Raw genomic sequence first — 24,566 nt, forward strand, 5'->3', positions numbered from 1 at the left:
AAATATCACTAACTTTTCAGATCATATTATTTTTGATGATTTTTTATAAAAACTTATTCCTAACTTCTTATATAAAAAAATTGCAAACAAAGCAAATATCAAACAAATCATACAAATAATAGTAGGACCAAGCCAAATAGTGCCTGTTTTTGTTATTATCGTTGCAGCAACTATAGGACAAACACCTCCAACAAAGGCTGAATTTAAACTATAGCTCAAGGCAACACCTGATAATCTAAACTCTGTTGGAAAAATATCACACAAGAAAAATAATGTTGTCGATGCACCAACTGAATAACAAATAATTAAAAAAATCATGCCTATAAAAATACTAAAAGTATCTGACATCAAATAGAATATTACAGGAGTGGCTATCAATAAAATTAAACAACCTACAATATACATCTTACTAAGTCCAACTTTATCAGATATATAGCCAAATACTATCACAGATATCAAAACTATTATCTGTACTGGAATCATTATTAAACTTGTGTTGCTAGTATTTAATAATTTTGCAATATAAAAATTAGAATACTGAAGCAAAATTATTGCACCTAAAGCAAATAACATTGCGAAACAAAAACCAATAAATATGTTTATATAGTTTTGTTTAAAAAGAGTAATAATACTCTTTTTATCTCTACTTGCAATTTTCCTAAACAATGGTGTTTCTGTTAATCTTAATCTTGCGTAATAGCCGAATATAGCCAAGAAACCACCTAATACAAAACCAATTCTCCAAGCATAATCATCAAATAAATATTCAAGAATCAGACATACTGTTGTTGCAAATAAAAACCCTGATAAAACAAATGCAAATAAAATACTTAGTTTAAATCCTATATTCTTTGTACTTGTTTCATAAACAATCACATACGCTGCAGGCAACTCTCCGCTTAAAGCAAATCCCTGTAATATCCTAAACATTACAAAAGCTATACTTGCAAACACCCCAAAAGTAGCATAAGAAGGCATAATCCCCATTAGTAATGAAGATATTCCCATAAGAATTATTGTAAATGTAAATATTTTCTTCCTACCATATCGATCACCCAAGATTCCTAAAGTAACAGCTCCTAAAGGCCTAACAATATATGTTAGAGAAAATATAGCAATTGTGATGAAACTTTTAACTAATGAATCATCAATCCCAGCAAAAAATGTATTTACAATTTGTGCCGAAAATAATACATATAATAAAAAGTCATAAACCTCTAAAACTGCGCCTATGCCAGCAATTAATACTACTTTATAATCTTCTTTCATCACTAAAACTACTTACAGTTTAACTATCATATCTTTGTTGTTTTTATGATAACCACCTCTTTTAGAGTAAACATACACTCCTAATAATCCAATTACACCACAAACAATGCCAACAATAGATGGACCTAGAAAATTATATGCTGTCATTGTAATTATTGTTGTACTCACTAAAGGAGCGATTCCTCCAACTATAGCAAAAGCAAGGTTATAGCTAAGACCTACTCCAGATAATCTAACATCTGTCGGAAATAAATCACAAAGTAAAAATATAAAGGTAGCCGCAACTAATGCATAGCACAACATAATAACTATAGATGCTAAAATAATTGCCGATACACTCCCTATACAACTCATCAAATAAAATACTGGTAATGCACAAACTACAACGAGCCCAGCACCAGCTATAAACATTTTTGCAATACCAACTTTATCTGATAAAAAACCAAAAATAAAAGTAAAACAAGTAAGTGTTAAAACACTTGGAGTTAGAATCAATGAGATCTGACCAGAATTATATCCAGTTAAAATATCTTCAACAAATTTATGTATATACAGAGTCAACATTACACCGCCAAAAGCTACGATAATAACTATACATATCCCAGCGAACAAATTTGGTCCATAAGTAGAGACTAAAGAACCAAAAGAATGTCTTTTTTGTTTATCTATACTTTCAAATTCTGGAGTTTCATGAAGATTGCGACGCACATAATAACCGACAAATCCTAATAGCCCCCCAATAATGAATCCTGCTCTCCATGCAAAATCACCAAATATATACTCAAGAGCAAAACCTACAAAGTCAGAAAATAAAAATCCACCTGTTACAAATGTAAATAATATGGCGGTGGCAAAACCTATTTTACCTTTAACTGATTCATATACAATAACATAAGCTCCAGGCAACTCCCCACCCAAAGCAATACCTTGCAAAATACGTAATAACACAAACACAAAGCTCGCATATAGTCCCCACTGAGCATATCCAGGCATCAATCCCATACACAATGAACAACTTCCCATTAATAATATTGTAAATAATAGTAGACGTCTTCGCCCTATCAAATCACCAACAATCCCTAATATCGTTCCTGCAAACGGTCTAACAAGGTATGCTATGGAGAATATTAATACTGTCAAGAATGCCTTGATAGTAGGATTTGTAATTTGAGCAAAAAAAGTTGCTGAGATTTCTTTAGAAAAAATCATATATAAAACAAAATCATAAAACTCAAGAATTGCACCAATTCCAGCTAATAAAATAACATTTCTACTGTCTTTATCGTACATTTACAATACTCACTTTAATAATCGAGTTTAGCAAATCATACATTTTTTTAGCTTTATTTAGAAGAATTTAAATCTATAAAAAATACAAATTACTAACATAGGTTACAATCAATGTCTTTGGACAAATCAAATTTATTTAGTTGCATTGATGTTGCGTTATATCTATATAAAGTAGAACTCTGATAGTCTTGTTTTTTTAATAAAAAATTGATTGCTAAGTTCGCCAGAGTCAAGCCTGCCTGACCAGCTACTATGCCAATAACTCCTAAAGTATTCTTGTGCTCTACTTTATCCAGATCAGGATATAAACAATTTAAACATGCCGAACTATGGCTAATATTAAATATTCCTGCTTGAAAGTCCAACCCTAAAACTCCTCCTGATAATAAGGGTATAGAATATTCTAATGAAATTTTATTACTTAGTATTTTAGTTAAATAGTTATCACTTGTATCTATTATTAAATCATACTTCTCCATATCTAGTTTAGTATAGTTATGATTAGTTAACCTTTGTGTAATTGCAGTTATACTTATATACGGATTAAGCTTTTGTAACCTATTTTTAGCTATGATCGCTTTACTTTCCCCTAAGTAATCAATATCAAATAAAACCTGCCTATGTAAATTTGATATTGAAACCGAGTCATCATCAACTATACTCAATTCTCCAAGACCCAAACCAGTTAGGTAAGTGGCTACAGGTGAGCCCACTCCACCCACACCTATAAGCAACACTTTAAACTTTTTTAATTTTTTTTGGGCATCAATACCAAAACCATCAAGAATAATTTGTCGCTTATAATATTCAAGTTCAGATTCTGATATTTTATGATGATAAATCATCTACTTCTCCAATAACTTTATTATATTTTGTATTTCATAATTAGATATCTCATCTATTAGTGTGACTACAGCTATACCATCGACTCCTATATTCGCTATAGACTGAATATGCCTCTTCTTTATACCTCCAATTGTAACCAATCGCGTATTAGTGATATTTAACCACTCATGAATCTTATTGATACCTTGTGGTGCAAATTTCATTTTTTTAGTATTTGTCGTATATATAGGGCCCAAAGCTATATAACTAGGATTAACTCCCAAAGCTATTGCTAACTCATAATAATCATGTGTACTTAGGCCTAATGCTATATCTGTATTTTTAATTTTTAATAAAGTTTGCCTATCTATACTTAATAAATCCTCATGCCCAAGATGTACACCAAAAGCTTTATGTTTAATTGCTAATTCATAGTAGTCATTTATAAATAGTTGCAGACCATATTTGTTTTGATACTCTACAGCTTCTAGAATATGCTTTTGTATATACTCACTATCATTTGATTTAATTCTAAGCTGTATAGTTTTAACCCCTAAGTTAGCTAAACTAGGTATCTTATCAGCACTGTCGACTATCGGGTAAAAGCCAGTTTTATTAATTGATCTAAATTTTATACTTAGATCTTTACCATGCACACTTACTTTAGGAAATAATCCTTGTTTATTTATATATTTAGAATCTACAATGAAGAATCCATGCGATGCTATTTTTTGGCTACTTTTAATAGCGTTAGAAATATATGACTTAGCTAGAATAATAGAATTATTGACATCAAACCCTAAAGTTAAAAAACTAGCAATAGCACTTGCAAAAGTGCAACCTGTTCCTCTTACTTTTTCATCTAACTTATATCTTTTTGATGTTAATGTATAGTTAACTTCAGGAGTATAATAGCAGTCCAAAGATATATTTTTATCAGAATCATGCCCCCCTTTCAAAAGTACACTTTTACAGTTGTATTTTTCTTGTATTGCTTTAGCTATTTCAGCAATTTCGACATTAGGAGAATCATGCTCATCAAGAAGCATCTTAGCTTCATCAAGGTTTGGTACTAAAATATTAGCTAATGGATAAAGCTTTTGCTTAGAATATTCTACAACCCTATAATCAACCAAGCTATAGCCTGTGGTACTCACCATCACTGGGTCACAAATGTAGAACACATCTTTTAAATCATTCAACAAGTCTACAACAATATCAATCTGCTCAGTAGATGATAGTACTGAAGTTTTGATGACTTTAATCTTAAACTCTTTACTTATTGCTTGTATTTGTTCTTTGAAAATACCTTTAGAAACCTTTTCAATATTCAAGATATTGGTTGAGTTTTGTGCAGTAACACAGCTTATAATTGTACAAGCATGAACACCTATGTTATTAGTAGTTTTGATATCCGCTTGAATACCAGCTCCTGATGAACTATCTGAGCCACCTATGGTCAAAAATATATCACGCATAACACTATCTCTTAGTACTGATGCCAAAATGGCGTATCTACTAAATTAGTTGATGGAACAGCAATTTCTCTTTCAATCATCCTTTTCGCTTTAAAAGCTTCTCTTCCTGCATATATTGCTAATTTAAAAGCATTAGCCATACTAGCGGGATTCCCAGCTAATGCTACAGCACTGTTCAGTAATACACCATCATAGCCCATCTGCATAATTTCACATGCTTGTGAAGGCACGCCAATACCTGCATCAACAATTAGTTTAATCTTATCAAATCGTTCTCTTAGAACTTTCAAAGCGTATGGATTTACCAATCCTTTACCACTACCAATTGGCGCTGCCCAAGGCATTAAGACCTCACAACCAACGTCAATTAATTTTTTAGCAATTACTAAGTCATCTATAGTATAAGGTAAAACATTAAATCCTCTTTTTACTAACTTCTCACATGCGTCTATTAGCTCGACAGAATCAGGCTGTAAATTATAGTCATCTCCTATAACTTCAACTTTAATAAAATTAGTGGCAAATATTTCACGTGAAATTTCTGCTATTTCTATTGCCTCTTGAGAGTTTCTACAACCAGCAGTATTCGGTAAAAACTTACACCCTGTATTTTTTAACTCCTCCCAAAATTGATTTTTAACATTCACATTTTTTGCAGACCTTTTTAAGGATACGGTCAGAAGATCTGCTTCTGACTTATCTATAGCTTCAAGCATAATCTCAATACTAGGATACAAGGCTGTTCCTAATATAAATCTTGAGTTAAATTGCTCTCCATACAACTCAAGCATAACTTATCCTCCTTGCATTGGTTGAACAGTAACAACCACATCATTATTTTTAAGAAAAACTTCAGAATAACTTCTTTTTGCTATAAAGCTATTATTAAGCATTACAGCAAAACAAGGGTATTCAAATTTTTGGCTCTTTAATAAATCTGTAACTGTTATACTATTATCAAAATTCAGCTCTTTTTCATTAAACAAAATACGCATATTCAGCCTCCAAAATCATAATTATTCTTTATCACAGTTTGTGCAACTATTGGTGAAAACAAGTATCCATGTCGTGATAAACCATTTAGATATGTTATATTCCCTTTAGTACTTATAATTGGCTTATCATCGATACTCATCGGACGCACATTAGTTAAAGTTTTCAATATCCTTGCTTCTAAAAAACGCTTATCTAGCGTAACTAACATACTTAGCAACTCTAATGCACTCTGTACAGAAATCTTAGAATAATCACTACTATCAATACTTGTTGCACCAAGATAAAAAATACCATTCTCTCTAGGAATCAAATAAATAGCGTGTCTCGGGTGTAAAAGCCTAATAACAGAATCCAACTTAATACTTTTATTTTCTAAAATAATCGACTCCCCTCTTACACCATACAATTTGATATCATCAACACTTGAGATACCTGTACAATCAAATATATGCTCATACTCTTTATCAAAACAGTCTCGATAGAATTGTTCTTTAGTAGTTTCAATAATTTTTATATTTTCGAGGTTAAGAAATAACTCTTGTGTTAATACAAAGAATTTTGGAACATCAATTAATGCTTCATCTGCTATTAGAGCTTTTTCACAAAGAGTACTTGATAAAAACAGTCCTTTATTAAGGGTATGTACCTTTTCTGTAGAACATATATCTATAAGAGGCTTTGTATCTAAGTTTTTTAGTCTTAAATCTATATTTCTAATAGCTAAATCCAACTCATATTTATCTTGATTATGTGCAACAACACAGGTATTAATCTTTTTTACGAAGCTGTCATCCATACCTAGACTTTCATTAACAAACACATTTAATTCATACCAAAGATCGTAGCTATTAAATCCCAGATCATACACATGCTTTTGGCAACTTATTAGCTCAGTTACTGGAGCAAGCATACCTCCAGCACAATAGCCACAGCTAGTCTTATAATTCAGACTATCGGTATAGATATCGATCTTTAAATTAGGATATCGTTTAACTAGATAAAGTGCTAAAACTCTACCCATAAGCCCTGATCCTAGGATTGAGACTTTACTCATGTTTAGATTCTATTTTCTTAAGATCTTGAGAAAGCTTCATAGAACAAAAGCTAGGCCCACACATAGAACAAAAATGAGCAAATTTATGCCCCTCTTTGGGTAATGTTTGATCATGAAAATATCTTGCTTTATCAGGATCCAAACCTAAATTAAACTGATCTTCCCATCTAAATTCAAATCTTGCTTTTGATAGAGCGTTATCTCTTATTTGAGCGCCAGGAAAGCCTTTTGCTAAATCTGCAGCATGCGCTGCTAGCTTATAAGTAACAATTCCCTCTCTTACATCTTCTTTATTAGGAAGGCCAAGATGCTCTTTTGGAGTTACATAACATAACATAGCAGTACCATACCAAGCAATTTGGGCAGCCCCAATTGCTGATGTAATATGATCATATCCAGGAGCAATATCTGTAACTAATGGACCTAGTGTATAGAAAGGTGCTTCAAAACAGTCTTTTAACTCATAATCCATGTTTTCTTTAATTAATTGCATTGGAACATGGCCAGGCCCCTCTATCATAACCTGTACATCATGCTTCCACGCTATTTTAGTTAACTCCCCCAGAGTTCTTAATTCTGACAATTGTGCACTATCATTAGCATCGTTTATAGATCCTGGTCTTAACCCATCACCAAGTGAAAAACTAATATCATAAGCTTTCATAATTTCACAAATTTCCTCAAAGTGAGTATAAAGAAAATTTTCCTGATTATGATGTAAACACCACTTAGCCATTATTGATCCACCGCGCGAAACAATCCCTGTAATTCTATTTGCTGCCAATGTAACAAAGGCTTTTCTAACTCCAGCATGAATTGTAAAATAACTAACGCCTTGTTCAGCTTGTTCAATTAAGGTATCTTTATAGATCTCCCAAGTTAAATCCTCAGCTTTACCATTTACTTTTTCTAAAGCCTGATAAAGAGGAACTGTGCCTATAGGTACGGGACTATTTCTAATAATCCATTCTCTTGTCTGATGAATATGCTTACCTGTAGAAAGATCCATAACAGTATCTGCTCCCCACTTTACTGCTATAACCATTTTTTCAACTTCTTCTAGTGTAGAAGATGTAACTGCCGATGTCCCAATATTAGCATTAACTTTAACCAAGAAATTTCTACCGATTATCATCGGTTCCAATTCTGGATGATTAATATTAGCCGGAATAATAGCTCTACCCGCAGCAACTTCTTCTCTTACAAACTCAGGAGTAATTTCTCTTTGAATATTTGCTCCAAATGATACTCCCTGATGTTGATTTGTATACTCAGCACTTAAATGAAAATTAGCTCTTAGAATATTTTCTCTAATTGCAACATAATACATTTCTGGAGTTATAATACCTTTTCTTGCATAATGCATTTGCGAAACATTTTTACCATATTTTGCTTTGATAGGTACATGCCTATTTCTAAAATTTAATTTATCTTCTTTAAATTGAGCATTGGTATAGTCTGATGAGAAACATCCCAAACCTTGTATATCTTCATTTTTTTTGAGCCAACTTAATCTATGTCTAGACAAGCCCTTTTCTATATCAACCGCGTTACCTGAAGAATACTCTCCAGATGAATCATAGACAAAAACATCTGGATTTGTACTGATATTACCTTCGATATTTGTATTTGTTTGAGCAATTTTTCTAAAAGGAACTTTTAGTGCTGTACTAAGACATTCAACATAACATTTTTCCGAATTTGGATATTTAATCGTTATTGTTGAGTTTTCTGTATTAGTTTGAATATCTTGATTTCTAGAGTTAGTCATTTCATCTCCTATTTTCAATTCAAACTAGTATAGGCAGATGAAATTAAAGGTATAATTGATACAGTAATAGAATCACAACTATAGCAAATACAACCAAACTACACTTCCTACACTAGTGCTAACTAGATCAGGTTCAAAGGGTTGGAAAATCCTCTCAGCATGATTCGAAAAAAAATCATGCACCCCTGTGTTTTCGGTATAAAGTTAATAGTATATCTAAATCAAAGTCAAGTTAGTAACCAGCATTTTATATTAGTAACTATCTAAACTAACTATTTCAAGATGTTGCATCTGTGTTTGTAAAAACATCTCACCAACAGATCTAAACTTCAGAGGAATATCTGTAACATAAAATTTATACTCTGGATTAGAATTGTTTTTATTCAAAAGATTATTTTCAACAAGTAGTTGCTGAAGCATCTTACTAGCTTGTAATGATGGGTCTATAAGCTTTACATCAAGAGCTTTAGCGATACTATCTTTGATAATAGGATAATGTGTACAACCCAAAATTAGAGCTTGAATGTTTTTATCGTTAAAATACTCAAGATATTGTTTAGCTACTAATTCAACAACTTCTCCATCTATAAATCCCTCTTCAATCATGGATACAAAAAGACCACATGAACTACTATAAACTTCTGTGCTAGGATTATTTTTGTGTATTTGTAGTGCGTATGCGTTACTATTGATAGTAGCTGGTGTTGCTATGACACCAACTGTTTTAAGACTATCGACTAAGCTAACTCCAGCACTTATCACATCAATAACAGGAACTGTTTTAGCAATTTCTTGAACGATATCTTTTGCAATAGCTGATATAGTATTACAAGCAATAATTATTGCTTTAACTTCTTGATCAATCAAAAATTTAGCCGTTTGGGCTGCAAACTTTTGAATAGTCGCTCGTGATTTAGTCCCATAAGGTATTCTAGCAATATCTCCAAAATATATAATATCCTCATTTGGCAATATATTCATCAAGTTTTTGACGACAGTTAAACCACCAATTCCTGAATCAAAAACACCTATAGGCCTATCGTCAAGCATTACTTTTTCTCTATTTTACGAATTATTTTTCTACGTGAACGCGTAGGCATCTTCTCTAAATATTCTTCTTTTGCTTTAATAAAAGGTATTAGATTTTCTAATGACAAAACTGCTTGATTAGCATCATCTGCAATGAAATTTTCACTTAACTGTGCATCATCGTTTGCAAAAATAACAACAGTCACAACAGGAATACCTTTTATATATATTTTTTGTTTATAAAGGTATGTTTGTAGTGCTTTTTTCTGTGCAAATGTTTGCCTAATTGGATTTTTTATTGTTTTTGCATAGACTTTGTTGTTCTGAGAAGTCTTTGATACATTCCATCTCTCGGCCATGTTCTCTACTTCGATATAGCCACGATTATTCTTAACCTCAATTATGTATATACCTTTACGAGATACTGCAATAAAATCAATTTCTCTATTGCCAACTGTGGATTTCTCATCTGGTAAAACCACTCGATTAAATAGTACAAAATTATTGTCTAATTTTTTTAACTCATCTAAAACCGTAGTTTCGCCTTCTGCACCTGAAATGATTATATCTACAGGATTATCATCTTTTGTTATTAAAAAGAAAAATACAAATAGTATAAACGCTAATGTAAATCCAACCTCTAGCGATTGAGTAACAAATTCAACATCTCCTAGATATAGATCAACACCAACTATCAAACCACATAGAATAATAGATGCATATAGACTTTTTTTTGCTCTAATCAGGTAGTTCCTTAACCTAGCCCATGTAAAGCGCAAAAAGAGCCTGTCTTTTTTTAATTTACTTTCAATAGCCATAATACCAATATACTTTGTTTAAAAACGTAAAATTATAAATTAATAAACTTCTGCTTTATTTCCGTTATTTTATCTCTAACTGCCGTTGCCTGCTCGAATTCAAGCTCTTTTGCATAAGCTCTCATTCGTTTTTCTAGAGCTTTGATAACCTTCGAAGCTTCAGTCATACCTAGTATAGCCGAAACATCAACATCATCAACCTTTAAGCGCGAATTATTTTTATAAGCACGCTTTTGCATTTCTGGAGAGCTATCTAACATATCATCTATGCTCTTGATGATTGTTTTAGGAGTTATATTATTTTTCTGATTATATTCGTTTTGAAGATTACGACGTCGTAAAGTTTCATCCATAGCTTTTTTCATAGATTTTGTGACAATATCTGCATACAAAATAGCTCTACCATTTTGATTCCTAGCTACACGTCCAATAGTTTGGATAAGAGATTTCTCAGAGCGCAAAAACCCTTCTTTATCAGCATCAAAAATTAATAAAACTCCAACCTCTGGCATATCAAGACCCTCTCTAAGAAGATTAATACCCACAAGCACATCAAATACACCATGACGTAAATCATGAATAATTTGGACTCTCTCAACAGTATCAATATCAGAGTGTAAATATCTGACATTAACACCATGCTCAGATAGATACTCTGTTAAATTTTCTGCCATTTTTTTTGTTAGAGTCGTTATTAAAATCCTTTCTTCTTTAGCTATAGCCTTATTTATCTCTGATAACGCATCTTCTACTTGTATAGCAACAGGTCTTACAGAAACTTCAGGATCTAATAAACCAGTTGGTCTGATCACTTGTTCTACAGTGTTTTGAGACTTTTCAAGTTCATAATTAGCTGGTGTCGCAGATACATAGATTGTCTGAGGCAGCAGACTCTCAAACTCATTAAATTTCAAAGGTCTATTATCCAAAGCAGAAGGCAGTCTAAACCCATAATTAACAAGATTAGACTTACGAGACGAATCCCCTTTGTACATTCCACCAAACTGTGGTAGTGTGACGTGCGACTCATCAACTATGACTAAGGCATTTTCTGGTAGGTAGTCAATCAATGTTGGTGGTGGATCACCAGGAGCTCTACCTGATAACAATCTTGAATAATTTTCGATACCCGTGCAATAGCCTAGCTCTTGAATCATTTCAATATCATACTTGGTACGTTGTTCTATTCTTTGAGCTTCAAGTAATTTACCTTCTTCTTCAAAATATTTAACTCTTTCTTTAAGTTCTGCTTTGATCTCTTCTATAACTATATCTTTGCGCTCTTTTGATGCAACATAATGTGTACTTGGGAATATTGTTGCTCTATGTAATGTTTTAATTTTTTTGGAAGTTAATGAGTCGATCATACTTATCGCTTCAATCTCATCATCAAAAAATTCTACTCGAATAGCATCTTTTTCAGAGTCTGCCGGGAATATATCCAATATTTCTCCTCTAACTCGGAAACTACCTCGACTGAAGTCCATATCATTACGCGAATATTGCATCTCTACTAACTTAGTTTGAGCTTTTTTTAGCCCTAGTTCTTCTCCTACCTTTAGGTGCAAAAGCATCTGCATATACTGCTCAGGGTCGCCTAGACCATAAATAGCTGATACAGTTGCGACTATAATTACATCATTACGCTCAAGTATTGCTTTGGTAGCTGAAAGACGCATTTGTTCAATATGCTCGTTTACAGATGAATCTTTTTCTATATAGGTATCAGAAGCTGCAACATAAGCTTCTGGTTGATAATAATCATAATATGACACAAAATACTCAACTGCATTATCTGGGAAATATTGCTTAAACTCAGAATATAATTGAGCTGCCAAAGTTTTGTTATGTGCAACAATCAAACATGGTTTTTGTGTTTGTTGAATCACATTTGCCATAGTATATGTTTTACCTGAGCCTGTAACTCCTAGCAAAACCTGATGCTGTAACCCACCATTAACACCGTCAACTAACGATTTGATTGCCTTGGGCTGATCGCCACCTGGGCTATATTTTGTTACTAATTTAAACTTATATTCTGACATTCTTCAAACTTAATTTTTTTTATAAAAAAGCTGTGCTAAAGCCTTGAGAATTTATTATAACATAGCTTTATATCTGTATTAAAAACTATAGCTTAGTCCTGTTGTTATAAAGTTTGCTTCTCCCTTATCAAAAGATTTTACATATAGATATGTAATTAAGAAATCCATATTATCAATAAAACCTGTTGGAACTGATAAACTTACTGGAACTGCGAACAAACCCGAGGTTTTACTGGAACTTAGCCCTAAAAGCTTATTTTTTTGAAAGCTACTTCCAATACCAAGGCCCACACCAGCACCTGCTCTTATCCCACTAAACAACTCATAATTATACTTTACAAGCCCTAAGTATGAATTACCATCAAGCTCAGTGTCTTGTTTGCTCGCAAAATAACCAAGATATCTAAATTCGCCCGTAATATTTTTAGTGAAAAAATACCCTGCCGTGGTGGTAAAAACTCCTGTATTATGTGGAGACGAACTAAGATGTCCCCAACCTCCAGATGCTGTCACAAAAAATCTATTAAAGTCAGCACTGCCGGTTACAGTTTTTGGATCACTATAACTCTTAAAAAAAGTAGTGACTAAAACTAAAGTATAAAAAGTCTTTTTAAAAAAGATATTCTTCGAGCTCATATAGCAAAGCTTGTTGTTCTTCTGTTAGATCACGATTCATGCGTAAATCTTGCATTTCTTGATAGATATCTTCCAAAGTTTTGCGAGTTCTACCTTTATGGTCAATCAGAAGCTCATCATTATCTAGGCTAACAATCTTATTTAAATACTCTTGAAACTCCATCTGTGCTTTATCAGGTAGTTTTGAAAAGTCTAATCTACCAACTATCCTAACTGCTCTGTCATAATAAGGTTTTGGTAATTGATTAAGCATTTGCACTTTTTGATAAATTTGTGAAGTATGAAATTTATCACAACCCCTTTCATCAGCAGCACTCATAAAGTCACTTTGATAAATCGCTGCATCTATATCAACATTTTCAATCTCTGGATACTTATATTCCATTACATAATCAACAAAATTAGTAAATATTTCTAGATTGTTTCTTATAAATTCCTTATTTGCCTTTATCAAATCCAGTCTATCTTGAGGTAATCTCCCCACAAAACGAGTTTTAGCAGGTAATATTAGCGGAATATCACCCCATTTCTTATTTACAGTCAGTCGCCAATGTTCTGCTTCTAAACTACCAAATTCTTCTATAAATTCACTAAATAAATAACTATCTAAGCGAAGAAATATCTCTTGATTTTTGTAATGCCTATGCTGACCAATATCTAATATGGCCGACATAAAATTATTTTTAAAGCCAAAAACTCCACTTACAGCAATTGCTTGTCTATACCCAATACCACTAACTTCTATACCGATATCTAGTTGAGCTAGAGTATTTTCATCATTTTGCTTATTAAACTTTGCCAATAAAAACTGCCACATTTTAGGATTAGCTATTCTTAACTTTTTAGCTAGCTCTACTGTCACAATTACATCTGTAATAGCATCATGAGCTCTACCACCACTATATAGATTATTTTCAGTATTTAAATTTTCTAACTTCAAAGATATTTTCTGCTGTCCTTCTTCATCAACAACTTTAGGCCACTTAAGAGCATCATTACAAAATAAATAATAGCAAGTAACTATTGGAAACAAATCAGCCCTTGAACAACCATTTTTAAATTGATGACTATATGGAGGTAGCATATTTTTATAAAAAGCAAATCTCAAAAACTCATCATCAAATCCAAGTGTATTGTAACCTATACTAATAGTCCCTGGTGTATTTATGATTTTATGAATTTTTCTAATTGCCTGATATTCTGACACACCAGTATTTGCTTGAGCAATAGAAATATGATGCGTTATCGTTGCAATTGGAGATGGAGTTGTATCAGGATTTAGCTTCACAAAAAAATTAAACCTTTCAATTTCATTAAAGTCTAAATCTGTGCGAATCGCAGCAAATTGTAATACTTGGTCAAAAGAATTGTTAATACCAGTAGTTTCTAAGTCATAAAATAAAAAAGTTTGATTTTGAAACATTAAAGAATAAGCTCATATTTAATTAAATTATTAGCTTAGAATTTTAACATACCTTTATAATGATTAATAATTTTGAATATTAGAAATAAGCTTGATTTAAAGACTCAACAGAAACTCTAAAGAATAATTTTTGTGTTTATAAAGTAAGATTATGCAGGCTGTCTAGTTGCAGCAATTACAACTTCTCGTATATTTATATTTTGTGGTTGGCTAAACATAAACATAGCTGTACGAGCAATATCATCTGCTACTAAAACTCCACCCATAGACTCTTTCCAGTTTTCATAATCTGATTTAATTTGATCAGATGTAGTATGACTTAAAAGCTCAGTTTCTACAGCACCTGGACAAATTGTCATTATTCTAACATTATCATCAGCAACTTCTTCACGTATATTCTCACTCATTGAAGATACTGCAAATTTTGTACCAACATATGCAGCGTGATTAGGGAAAGACTTCTTGCCTGCAATAGAACTGATATTTATAATCGTTCCACTTTTTCTTGCCTTCATATCACCCAATACAGATTGAATACCATTTAATAATGCCAATACATTCACTTCGTACATCTTTTGCCATTCAATAGGATCTTGTGTATCAATTTGACCAAGCAACATTAGACCTGCATTATTAACCAATAATTCAACTGGACCGTATTCAGCTTCAGCTTCTTTTATAGCATTTTTTAGAGCTTGAGCATCTGTTACATCTACCTTACGAATCATTGTGTTAGGTAAATTTAATTCCTCTATTTTTTCTATTCTTCTACCTATTAGCAAAAGTGAATGGCCTGCTTCAGAAAATCTTTTTGCAATTGCTGCTCCGATTCCAGAACTTGCCCCAGTGATTACAACTAATGATTTAGACATACTATTTCTCCTTTATTTTTTGTTTTAGTATTTACACCGTTTCATTGGTTGTAAATTTTATACAAACTTATTAAACTGATAAATACCAATAATCATAAAACATTGTTATTAAATAATGAACAATATTTATTGGCGAGGTATCCAATGTTTCATCCACGTCGCAGAACAGCAAAGCTTTACAAAGGCAGCAGATATATTAGGTATGGCCAAATCAAACCTAAGCCAAAATATTAAAGACCTAGAAAGCCACCTTAAAGTTCAACTACTATATAGAAGCACTAGACATGTTCGTCTTACCGAAATAGGACAAGATTATTATAAGAAATGTAAGCAAGCTCTCCAAGACCTTGATATAGCAACGCAACTAACTAGCCAAGAACACAACGAAATAAGTGGTAATATAAAAATCAACTGTGTTGGAGGAATAATTGGTGAAGATGTTATCGCCACTGTAATTTTGAAGTTCCAGCGACTACATCCAAAAGTCAATCTTCATCTTGATTTCTCTAGCAATAGAATCAATCTCATAGATAGCGATTATGATCTAGTTATCCGTATGGGTAACTTACCTGACTCAAACTTGATAGTTTCACCGCTTAGAACTGTTACTACCAAGTATGTAACGAGTAAAGACTTTTTTGAGAGATATAGTGAGATATCCGACCCAAGACAGCTTGAAGATGTTCCTCTAATCTACGGTAGTATCAAACAATGGAATTTTAACTCTACAAATGATAAATACACCCTCCATATTCATAACAATGGTTTTCATGCAACTAATGGCAGAGTTATGAAGCAAGCAGCTCTTCTAGGATTAGGAGTCACCAGATTGGTAGATATTTATGTTGATGCGGATATCAAAAATGGTAGATTAGTCGAAATACTACCTCAATATAGAGAAGAAACAAAGCTTTCTATCATTTCACTACCCGTAAAATATCAACTCAAAAGAATAAGCTCTTTAATAAATTATCTCAAAACTAACTTCAATACAGAATACGAAAACAAAAGTGAGAGAAACTAAACTACTTTTGAGCTAATAATCTATCATACCTAATTGTTATTTTCTTAAAATTACTTTGTATTTGCTCTTTAGTAAAATACACAAATTCTTTATATAGACCATCATCATGTTTTTTTTGTTGCATAAATAAAGTTCTATATGTCCTCAGATTAATCAACAATTCATCTATAAGTATCAATATTTTCTTATATTCATAATATTTTTTTGTATCAGAAAACTCATATTTAGCATTTACTAAAGTTTCATTAAGCTTAATACTTTTTTCTATCAATGAAATAATCTTCCTATTCTCAACACTACAGTCAACTTTATTAACAAGATCCTTAAACTCAGAATATATCCTATACATATCTCTGTTAAAAAGCACTCTATTCTTTCGCCCTCTAGTAAGGAAAGTTATCAAAACTATACTTAATGTTCCTATTGCTACACATGTAACCCTAACAAAAAATAATTCTTTGTCCCAACCAATAAATAATCCAAAGTACATTACTAAATATACATGTATAAAAAAAACACTAGTTGCATAGTTTAAAAACATCGTATATACATACAATGCTAAAGCAAAACAACACAGTGCAGCAACCAATGTAAAATTATGAGGTATATTTTTTTGGATTAGTAACAATACTATAGACCCTATTGAAGTACCCAGCAATGAGAAAATAACAATCGCTTTAGCTCTAGTGTAAACAACACTGGTACTGGTACTAGCTGCAACACTAACTACTGCTATAACCACCCAATATATCCTATCTCTAAAGTCATCATCACCACTTAAACTAAATATCAAATAACAAATTATTAATCCAACTATCGATGCTATAAAAACCCTTATGGCTAATAATGTAGTATCAGAAAGCTTATCTACATATCTATCCTTAAATAAGATCATAATACGCCTCTCTGATATTTTCTAAACCAATAAACATATCATCCAAAAATAATAAACTACTAAATAAAAGTTTTCTTTTTTGTTTATCTCTTTGATATTTATGGATATAGTTCATTTCAAACTTATATTTCAAATGAGATATATCCTCAGATTTTTTTTCAAAAACTTCAGCAGATTTTTGTATATATAACATCAAAAACATTGTGTTTTTATAAATTTTTTCTAAATCTTGTGATAATTTTTTTGCTTCACTTTCTTCAAAACCTAAACGAACATAATCAATAGTAAGTTTTTTATAAACCAGTAGAAATTTTGATGTTAAGCGATTAAAAACCACTAAGTTATGACTTAAATATCGCCATTGCTCTTGATGGCTTTTACGTAAGAACATTAAGCCATGATTTTTAAACGAGTTTATATTTTGGTACTTTAAATTACTTACTTCAACAACATTTGATTGTGTAAACCTTCTATATTTTGCCTTTTCAAATGTATCAATATAGTTACGCACAAAATTTTTTAAAAACTCATTAAATACTTTACTAACATCATTAGCCTTCATTAGTTTGTAGTTTCTAATAATCACCAGATAAACAATCAAACCAATCAAAATAGCTGTAAGAGTAAAATGTAAATGATTGTCCTTCTCCAATGGGTAGCGCACAAAACAAATACAAGTAATGACTACAATCATCATCGGAAATATAGTAAAAGCCTCTCCAAACCTTCTAAACCAAAATGCTATAAAAGCGACAAACACTATTAGCATAAAATTAGTTTCAAACAAAGGGTGAACATATGGAGATATATTAACGATAATTATGGCTATAATCATATATAATGCAAAAGCCAAACGTTTAGCCTGTATACTCCCCAGCAGAATACTTCCAGCCAAATTAGCCATAAATAATATAATTATAATAGTAAGATTTTTATCAATATTTAAAAATGCTGCGAGACCTAAAAATGAAAAAAGTATAATTGCAGATTTGATAGCTCCATCTTGAAATACTTTCATAGGGTCTTGATCAACATATTTATGATATATCTCACTAATACTAAGCATTTACAAATCTACTTTTAGTAGTAAAAACATTTTAGAAATTATATTGCAAAAGTTACTTAATTAATATCACTAGAATAGTTATTTTTGTTTTAAAATATAGTAAAATTTAATAGCATTAAAATAAAATACACATTTATCTTTATGATTTATAACAATACTTATGATGTTATTGTTGTTGGGGGCGGTCATGCAGGCGTTGAAGCTGCTGCTGCTTCAGCACGTATAGGCGCAAAAACTCTACTACTTACTCACAATATTGACACAATTGGACAAATGTCCTGTAACCCAGCCATTGGTGGAATTGGCAAGGGTCACTTGGTCAAAGAAATAGATGCCATGGGCGGCATTATGGCAAAAGCCATTGATATGGCAGGTATTCAATTTAGAATCCTTAATTCTCGAAAAGGCCCAGCTGTTAGAGCAACAAGAGCTCAAGCAGATAGAGTTTTATATAAAAAGGCTATTAATTCTTTACTTAATGGTCAAGAAAATTTAGATATTTTCCAAGATTCTGTAGATGATTTAGTAGTCGAAAATGGAATTGTATATGGAGCTATCACAAAAACAGGAATAACTTTCAAGTCAAAAAAAGTTGTTCTTACAGTTGGGACATTTTTAGGAGGTAAAATACATATAGGCAAAGTTTCTAAAGCTGGAGGTCGAGCGGGAGATCAGCCATCAAACGCATTAGCTGCTCGCTTAAGAGCATTACCATTTAGAGTGGATAGACTCAAAACAGGCACTCCTCCACGTATAGATTGTCGAAGTGTCGATTTTAGTGTTATGGATGTACAACACGGTGACACCCCAACACCACACTTTTCATTTTTCTCAAAAGGAAAAATTGAACATCCAAGACAAATACCTTGCCATATAACTTACACTAACACAAAAACTCATGAGATTATCACAAACAATCTTGACAAATCAGCAATGTACAGTGGACTTATAGAAGGTATAGGACCACGTTACTGCCCTTCTATTGAAGATAAGATTGTAAGATTTGCAGAGAAAGACAGACATCAAATCTTTGTTGAACCTGAGGGTTTAAACAGTATTGAGCTGTACCCTAATGGTCTATCAACTAGCTTACCATTTGAAGTACAGTGTGAGTATATACGCTCAATTAAGGGTTTTGAAAATGCTTTTATCATGCGTCCAGGTTATGCAATTGAATACGATTTCTTTGATCCTAGAGACCTTAAACCAACCCTTGAAACTAAGCATATTAAAAATTTATTCTTTGCTGGACAAATTAATGGAACCACAGGGTATGAAGAAGCTGGAGCTCAAGGTTTAGTTGCTGGTATAAATGCTGCCATTAGTCTAGACAGTGATAAATCATGGTATCCAACTCGTTCTAATAGCTATATGGGCGTATTGATAGATGACTTGATAACCAAAGGTACTAAAGAACCTTACCGCATGTTTACATCCCGTGCAGAGTATAGACTAATTTTACGTGAAGATAATGCAGATTTAAGACTATCCGATAAAGCCTGTGAATTAGGATTGCTAAACAAACAAGATCAAGAGTTTTTTATCAATAAAAAAACTGCTATAGATGAAAATATAGCTATGATGAAAAATACTTGGATTGGTCCTCAAACCCAAAAAGCTCGTGACTTAGAAAAGTATTTAGATAAAAAAATGACTCGTGAAAGCACTCTTTTTGACTTACTAAAACGTCCAGAGTTAGACTATAAAAAATTACAACAAATTCCAGATGTTAACTTAAAACTGAATGATGAGGCTGTGATTGAACAGATAGAGATCTCTGCTAAATATTCTGGTTACATAGAGCGTCAAAATAAAGATATCGAAAAAATATCGACTCTTGAACTAAAAGCAATACCTGAGAACTTTGACTACTCTCAAGTCAAAGGCCTTTCAAATGAAGTTCTTCAGAAACTAACTGAACAAAAGCCCACAACATTAGGAGAAGCATCTCGTATACCTGGCATAACCCCTGCTGCAGTATCATTACTTACTATATACATGAAAAAAACTGGCTTTATAAAATAGGAAGAAAATATATGAAAAAAAACTCTTTTAGAATAATAGCTTTAATAGTACTAGCATTAGCACTTTTTTCATGTGCTACTAAACAAAAGTATATAGAACAACAAAAAGCATGGATTGGCAAAAACATCTATTCTTATACTAAAGAGTTCGGTATGCCCAACGATGTTATACAAGTATCTCCAGATCCTAATATTGAAACTTATGTATATGTCAGAAAAGCAGTAAATCCAAATACACCTGCTTTTGCTGGTAATCCAATGAATAGCTTAATTATGGCAAATAGAAATCCTCACTTTGTACAGTTTGGTGCTTTAATGTGCACAACTTGGGTTTCATACAACAAGAGTACTAAGCTAATTGTAAACATAACATTCCGCGGTAATTACTGCGCTATTAATTAGTACATGACAGGGAAATTTAATGAATATTAAACAAACTTCGACACCTTTGATTACAGGGCTAGTGTCTGCATCTATATGCTTTAGCTTCGGATTCTTTTCAAATGTTTTCAAATATAACGGACTAGAATTTTTCTACGCTTATATCGCTTTTCTGGTTTTATTATGCTATCCAATGAACCTCATAGCAATATATTTCCAAAAAGCTTTCCCTGACTTAAATTCTCATAATAAATTAGTCTATAAAATCACAGGCAGCAATAAGTTTAAACCTGTTAGTATATTATTAACTGGAATAATGATTATCTTTGTTGCTCTTATTATGTTTAACATGTCAACTTATGTTTTAGATTTTTTTGATAATATTCCAGCTATTGATAGACTGAGTAATCAAAGCTTAAAATTTAGTAACAACTTCCCAATATACACATCTCTATTGGCAATATTCATTACAATCCTTTTAATGTTTATACTTGCGGATAAGAAAAAAATAAACCTAAATGAGACGCTTAAGACTACAGCTCACATATCTCTATATTTAGTGACTGTATTAATGTTAATAGTCATATATACCCCACAAGGGATAATTGGAATAAAAGATTTCCTTTTTGGCATAAACTATCAAAAGGCTGAACAACTTCGTTGTATGTTTGGATTGGCTTTAGTTTACGCAATATTAAGCAATTTTATATCAATAGCATTTTATAAAAACATTATAAATATTGGTGATAATAACTTTAATAAGCTTAAGACGAGTGCATTTAAAAGTATATTTTATAATATAATTTTTTCGTTTATGATTTGTATAACTATATATGCCATATTAGGTGACTACAGAAGCTACCTACAACCAACAGAAAGTATACAAATTACAACTATTTTTAAAATAGTAAAAACAAATTATCCGATGTATTACTTATTACTTGAGGTGATATTCACAACACTTAACCTAGTAGTTTTTGTTACATCATTGAAGTATATTTTTCAAATTGGAACGAAATTATATACTAAACTGCTAGCTCTATTAATTCCCTTTATTATAACTATATTTTTTATCAAATCTGGTATCGCTTACGTTGATTTCTCTAATATGAGTGCTCTTCATATAGTCATCATATTTATCTTCTTATTTGACGTATTCATTATAGGTTGGATTTATGATGCTCAAAAGCTTAGTTATGAAATACTTAAAAGCACAAATACTAAACTATCACCAATATTCAATATAGCCCTAAGAATAATTATACCGTTTATATGCATTATTATTACTATTGGCTATATATTCATACATATGTCTATTATGTGGCAATTTATAGCAACAATAGTATTGATTACCATATATATAATCAAAGGAAGTATTTTCAGTAAAATATTTAACAAGAGAAAGTTTTAAAATGTTTTTTAATAAAAAAAGTAAACAAGATGAGCTAAAAAAATTAGCAGCTAGTGAGGCTGCTAAACATATCACATCAGAAATAACCTTAGGTGTTGGAACTGGTAGCACAGTAGCCTTTTTAATCGAAGAGCTAGCTAACTATAGAGATAAAATAAAAGCTGTAGTGTCAAGCTCAGAAGACTCTACAAAAAAACTTAAAGCACTAGGGTTTGAAGTAGTAGATTTAAATTATGCTGGAAATATAGACTTATACATTGATGGTGCTGATGAGTGTAATAGCCATAAAGAACTTATCAAAGGTGGTGGTGCAGCACTTACACGCGAGAAAATATGTGTCGCAGCAGCAAAAAAATTTATTTGTATTATTGATGAATCTAAAAAAGTGAATACTCTAGGAGAGTTTCCTCTTCCTGTAGAAGTTATCCCAATGGCAAGAAGTTATGTAGCTAGAGAAATAATTAAATTAGGCGGTCAACCTGTATATAGAGAGCAGACTACAACTGATAATGGCAATGTCATTCTAGATATCTACAACCTAAAAATAGATAATCCACTAAAGCTTGAAACAGAGCTAAACCAAATCACTGGAGTTGTAACAAATGGAATTTTTGCATTAAAACCTGCTGATCAAGTAATTATGGCAAAGAATGATGGGAGTATTGTAACTTTATAATAATTTTTGACAATTTCATCTTTTACAAAATAAGGACTCGCTCCTAATGATCTTTCTAGAAAAACAAAATGATAATTCTGAAACTCTATCATATATAGGCCATGTTGATAATGTCATCCAAGGCATAGTTCCTGAAGAGTTAAAATATAAACGTTTCCTTGCAAGTAATTTTGATTATGGTTTTGAATTAGGCTCACCTCAAAGTATTTATAACCTTGGTGAATGCATTTTGCTTAATGATATGATTTATTCTTCAAGAACAGATGTTAGCAGAACAGAAAGAGATCCCCTGATGTGGGGACCAGAATTCGTAACAACTGGGATATTTCTTATTCCTAAAAACACTCCTGTAAACTATATAGCTAAATATTTTTCTTTTGATAAAGAAAGTACATTAGCTGATATATATCGACAGATTTACAATCAAATCAAATCTCCTTTTGCCATTGTTGGATGTGTACAGTTTTCAGCAGTAAATGCTGAAGCTATAACTAAAGCCCCCATAAATAGAGAAAATATTTTCACAAATAGTCAAAACTACTATGATGAAAAAAAATATGAAGATACTGATGTAAACTTTGCTATTATGGGTGTTGTAAGTAATCCAAACGATAAAAAGTTAGAGAAAATCAATCAAGAACTATCATCCGTGTTGTATCACAATCCTTTTGCAAATAAAAATAAACTTTTAACCCATACACACGGACTAATGCTCAATAAGTCAATTATTGATATCGAAAAGGTTCATCCACGTAATGCTAAAGAGGTTCTGCATATACAGGACCGATCACTTGTTCGCTATATTAAGCTTAAAGTCTATAAAATAAAAGGCCTAAAGAAACATGCTTAAATCTATAGAAATATAATCTTATCTAAGCACTCTTCTTCCATCGCAAAATAAATTTGAAAATAAAAGGAAGTAGTGTCAACAATAGCAGAATTACAACAGCTAATACAAACTTATAATCGAACAATTTAGTATAATCTAATTGAGAGTTTTTAAAATGAACACCAAACCATACATATATAAATGTTATAGGAATAATGCCAATCAAAGTAGTCAAAAAGAAGATACTGTTTTTAACTTTTAAAATTCCTGCCAAAATATTTGGAACAAAAAAAGGAATTGGTAAAATTCTAGAAATCAACAATATAGACACAGGATAATTTTCTACCAACAATTTAAATCTTGAAACGATCTTAAATCTTGGATTTGCTTGCACCTCTCCCCAATTATATTTAATAATCAAAAAAGCTAACATCGCTCCCAACGTGGCTGAGAATAAACAAATAAAAAAACCCAACATGAGCCCAAATAAAAGTCCGGCAAGTATTTTTAAGAATGGTTTGATTGGAACAGAAAAGAATACTGTCAAAATGTATATGCAAGCATAACTAAGAGAGGCTAGTATTGTATGATTATCTATGTAAGAATTAGCTCTCTCGTAAGCAAAGTTGATCTTATCTAAATCTAAATATTTATAGCCATTGAGAATTAAAAACACAAAAATACCTATACTTAAAAAAAAGACTAAAATAAGCCTTTTAACAAGTAAGGAATTTATGAATTTCACAAGATTTTA

The 24,566-nt window shown here is 31.7% G+C and carries 23 protein-coding genes and 1 riboswitch; of the genes, 6 read left to right on the forward strand and 17 right to left on the reverse strand.

The features are described from left to right. Window positions 1–21: 21 nt before the first annotated feature. The 14 genes from F3D59_RS07490 to F3D59_RS07555 all read right to left on the reverse strand — a co-directional run bounded on the left by F3D59_RS07490 (window position 22) and on the right by F3D59_RS07555 (window position 15,506). Window positions 22–1,269 carry an MFS transporter gene (locus F3D59_RS07490; protein ID WP_150464383.1) on the reverse strand — a complete coding sequence of 416 codons (1,248 nt, stop codon included), beginning with the start codon at window positions 1,267–1,269 and terminating at the stop codon, window positions 22–24. A gap of 12 nt (window positions 1,270–1,281) precedes the next feature. Beyond that, window positions 1,282–2,559 (reverse strand): MFS transporter, encoded by a 1,278-nt coding sequence (locus tag F3D59_RS07495; RefSeq protein WP_150464384.1) that lies wholly within the window; start codon window positions 2,557–2,559, stop codon window positions 1,282–1,284. 92 nt (window positions 2,560–2,651) lie between these two features. Beyond that, a complete protein-coding gene (locus tag F3D59_RS07500; RefSeq protein WP_150464385.1) occupies window positions 2,652–3,404 on the reverse strand; it encodes a HesA/MoeB/ThiF family protein in 753 nt (250 codons plus the stop codon). Next, window positions 3,405–4,862 (reverse strand): bifunctional hydroxymethylpyrimidine kinase/phosphomethylpyrimidine kinase, encoded by a 1,458-nt coding sequence (gene thiD / locus F3D59_RS07505; protein ID WP_150464386.1) that lies wholly within the window; start codon window positions 4,860–4,862, stop codon window positions 3,405–3,407. It lies immediately after the preceding gene. Window positions 4,863–4,873: 11 nt separating this feature from the next. Next, window positions 4,874–5,653 (reverse strand): thiazole synthase, encoded by a 780-nt coding sequence (locus F3D59_RS07510; protein WP_042518051.1) that lies wholly within the window; start codon window positions 5,651–5,653, stop codon window positions 4,874–4,876. A 3-nt stretch (window positions 5,654–5,656) separates the two neighbouring features. Then, window positions 5,657–5,857: a sulfur carrier protein ThiS gene (thiS, locus tag F3D59_RS07515; RefSeq protein WP_013922918.1), complete on the reverse strand. Its 201-nt coding sequence runs from the start codon at window positions 5,855–5,857 to the stop codon at window positions 5,657–5,659. Between the two features lie 2 nt (window positions 5,858–5,859). After that, window positions 5,860–6,912, reverse strand: coding sequence for an FAD-dependent oxidoreductase (locus F3D59_RS07520; RefSeq protein ID WP_150464387.1), 1,053 nt, complete (start codon window positions 6,910–6,912; stop codon window positions 5,860–5,862). Continuing rightward, a complete protein-coding gene (gene thiC, locus F3D59_RS07525) occupies window positions 6,905–8,683 on the reverse strand; it encodes a phosphomethylpyrimidine synthase ThiC (protein ID WP_150464388.1) in 1,779 nt (592 codons plus the stop codon). Before thiC ends, F3D59_RS07520 begins: the two co-directional genes overlap by 8 nt. Before the next feature lie 87 nt (window positions 8,684–8,770). Further along, a riboswitch (TPP riboswitch) is annotated at window positions 8,771–8,880 on the reverse strand. Window positions 8,881–8,935: 55 nt separating this feature from the next. Then, window positions 8,936–9,733 (reverse strand): glutamate racemase, encoded by a 798-nt coding sequence (gene murI, locus F3D59_RS07530; RefSeq protein WP_150464389.1) that lies wholly within the window; start codon window positions 9,731–9,733, stop codon window positions 8,936–8,938. Continuing rightward, window positions 9,733–10,530: a nuclease-related domain-containing protein gene (locus F3D59_RS07535; protein ID WP_150464390.1), complete on the reverse strand. Its 798-nt coding sequence runs from the start codon at window positions 10,528–10,530 to the stop codon at window positions 9,733–9,735. Before F3D59_RS07535 ends, murI begins: the two co-directional genes overlap by 1 nt. Window positions 10,531–10,562: 32 nt before the next feature. Next, the gene (uvrB, locus tag F3D59_RS07540) at window positions 10,563–12,575 is read right to left on the reverse strand and encodes an excinuclease ABC subunit UvrB (RefSeq protein WP_150464391.1); all 2,013 of its coding nucleotides are present in this window, start codon (window positions 12,573–12,575) and stop codon (window positions 10,563–10,565) included. A 78-nt stretch (window positions 12,576–12,653) separates the two neighbouring features. Further along, complete coding sequence (locus tag F3D59_RS07545) at window positions 12,654–13,211, reverse strand: hypothetical protein (RefSeq protein WP_150464392.1); 558 nt, start codon at window positions 13,209–13,211, stop codon at window positions 12,654–12,656. Further along, entirely contained in the window at window positions 13,186–14,634 is a 1,449-nt protein-coding gene (locus F3D59_RS07550; protein ID WP_150464393.1) for an exodeoxyribonuclease I, read from the reverse strand. The genes F3D59_RS07545 and F3D59_RS07550 overlap by 26 nt, the downstream gene beginning before the upstream one ends. Window positions 14,635–14,783: 149 nt before the next feature. Further along, a complete protein-coding gene (locus F3D59_RS07555) occupies window positions 14,784–15,506 on the reverse strand; it encodes an SDR family oxidoreductase (RefSeq protein ID WP_146421999.1) in 723 nt (240 codons plus the stop codon). 115 nt (window positions 15,507–15,621) lie between these two features. Here F3D59_RS07555 and F3D59_RS07560 point away from each other — a divergent pair, with 115 nt between their 5' ends. After that, window positions 15,622–16,530 (forward strand): LysR family transcriptional regulator, encoded by a 909-nt coding sequence (locus F3D59_RS07560; RefSeq protein WP_150464394.1) that lies wholly within the window; start codon window positions 15,622–15,624, stop codon window positions 16,528–16,530. A gap of 1 nt (window position 16,531) precedes the next feature. On the opposite strand, the gene F3D59_RS07565 is transcribed toward F3D59_RS07560, so the two are convergent. Both F3D59_RS07565 and F3D59_RS07570 read right to left on the reverse strand, forming a co-directional pair. After that, window positions 16,532–17,425: an FUSC family protein gene (locus tag F3D59_RS07565; protein WP_150464395.1), complete on the reverse strand. Its 894-nt coding sequence runs from the start codon at window positions 17,423–17,425 to the stop codon at window positions 16,532–16,534. Further along, a complete protein-coding gene (locus tag F3D59_RS07570) occupies window positions 17,412–18,491 on the reverse strand; it encodes a hypothetical protein (protein ID WP_013922907.1) in 1,080 nt (359 codons plus the stop codon). The genes F3D59_RS07565 and F3D59_RS07570 overlap by 14 nt, the downstream gene beginning before the upstream one ends. 141 nt (window positions 18,492–18,632) lie before the next feature. On the opposite strand from F3D59_RS07570, the gene mnmG reads away from it, so the two are divergent. The 5 genes from mnmG to F3D59_RS07595 are packed head-to-tail and all read left to right on the forward strand — an operon-like array spanning window position 18,633 to window position 23,833. Next, on the forward strand, window positions 18,633–20,516 hold the full coding sequence (mnmG, locus tag F3D59_RS07575; protein WP_150464396.1) for a tRNA uridine-5-carboxymethylaminomethyl(34) synthesis enzyme MnmG: 1,884 nt from the start codon (window positions 18,633–18,635) through the stop codon (window positions 20,514–20,516). An 11-nt stretch (window positions 20,517–20,527) separates the two neighbouring features. Then, the gene (locus F3D59_RS07580; protein WP_146421994.1) at window positions 20,528–20,917 is read left to right on the forward strand and encodes a hypothetical protein; all 390 of its coding nucleotides are present in this window, start codon (window positions 20,528–20,530) and stop codon (window positions 20,915–20,917) included. A gap of 19 nt (window positions 20,918–20,936) precedes the next feature. Next, a complete protein-coding gene (locus F3D59_RS07585; RefSeq protein ID WP_150464397.1) occupies window positions 20,937–22,307 on the forward strand; it encodes a hypothetical protein in 1,371 nt (456 codons plus the stop codon). 1 nt (window position 22,308) lies between these two features. Next, a complete protein-coding gene (gene rpiA / locus F3D59_RS07590; protein WP_149368453.1) occupies window positions 22,309–22,983 on the forward strand; it encodes a ribose-5-phosphate isomerase RpiA in 675 nt (224 codons plus the stop codon). 46 nt (window positions 22,984–23,029) lie between these two features. Continuing rightward, complete coding sequence (locus F3D59_RS07595; protein WP_013922901.1) at window positions 23,030–23,833, forward strand: hypothetical protein; 804 nt, start codon at window positions 23,030–23,032, stop codon at window positions 23,831–23,833. 22 nt (window positions 23,834–23,855) lie between these two features. Here the strand turns inward: F3D59_RS07595 and F3D59_RS07600 are convergent, their stop codons facing one another. Continuing rightward, window positions 23,856–24,557 (reverse strand): TVP38/TMEM64 family protein, encoded by a 702-nt coding sequence (locus F3D59_RS07600; RefSeq protein WP_191092454.1) that lies wholly within the window; start codon window positions 24,555–24,557, stop codon window positions 23,856–23,858. Window positions 24,558–24,566: the final 9 nt, after the last annotated feature.

This window comes from Francisella sp. XLW-1, from assembly GCF_008711455.1.
Lineage (GTDB): Bacteria > Pseudomonadota > Gammaproteobacteria > Francisellales > Francisellaceae > Francisella > Francisella salimarina.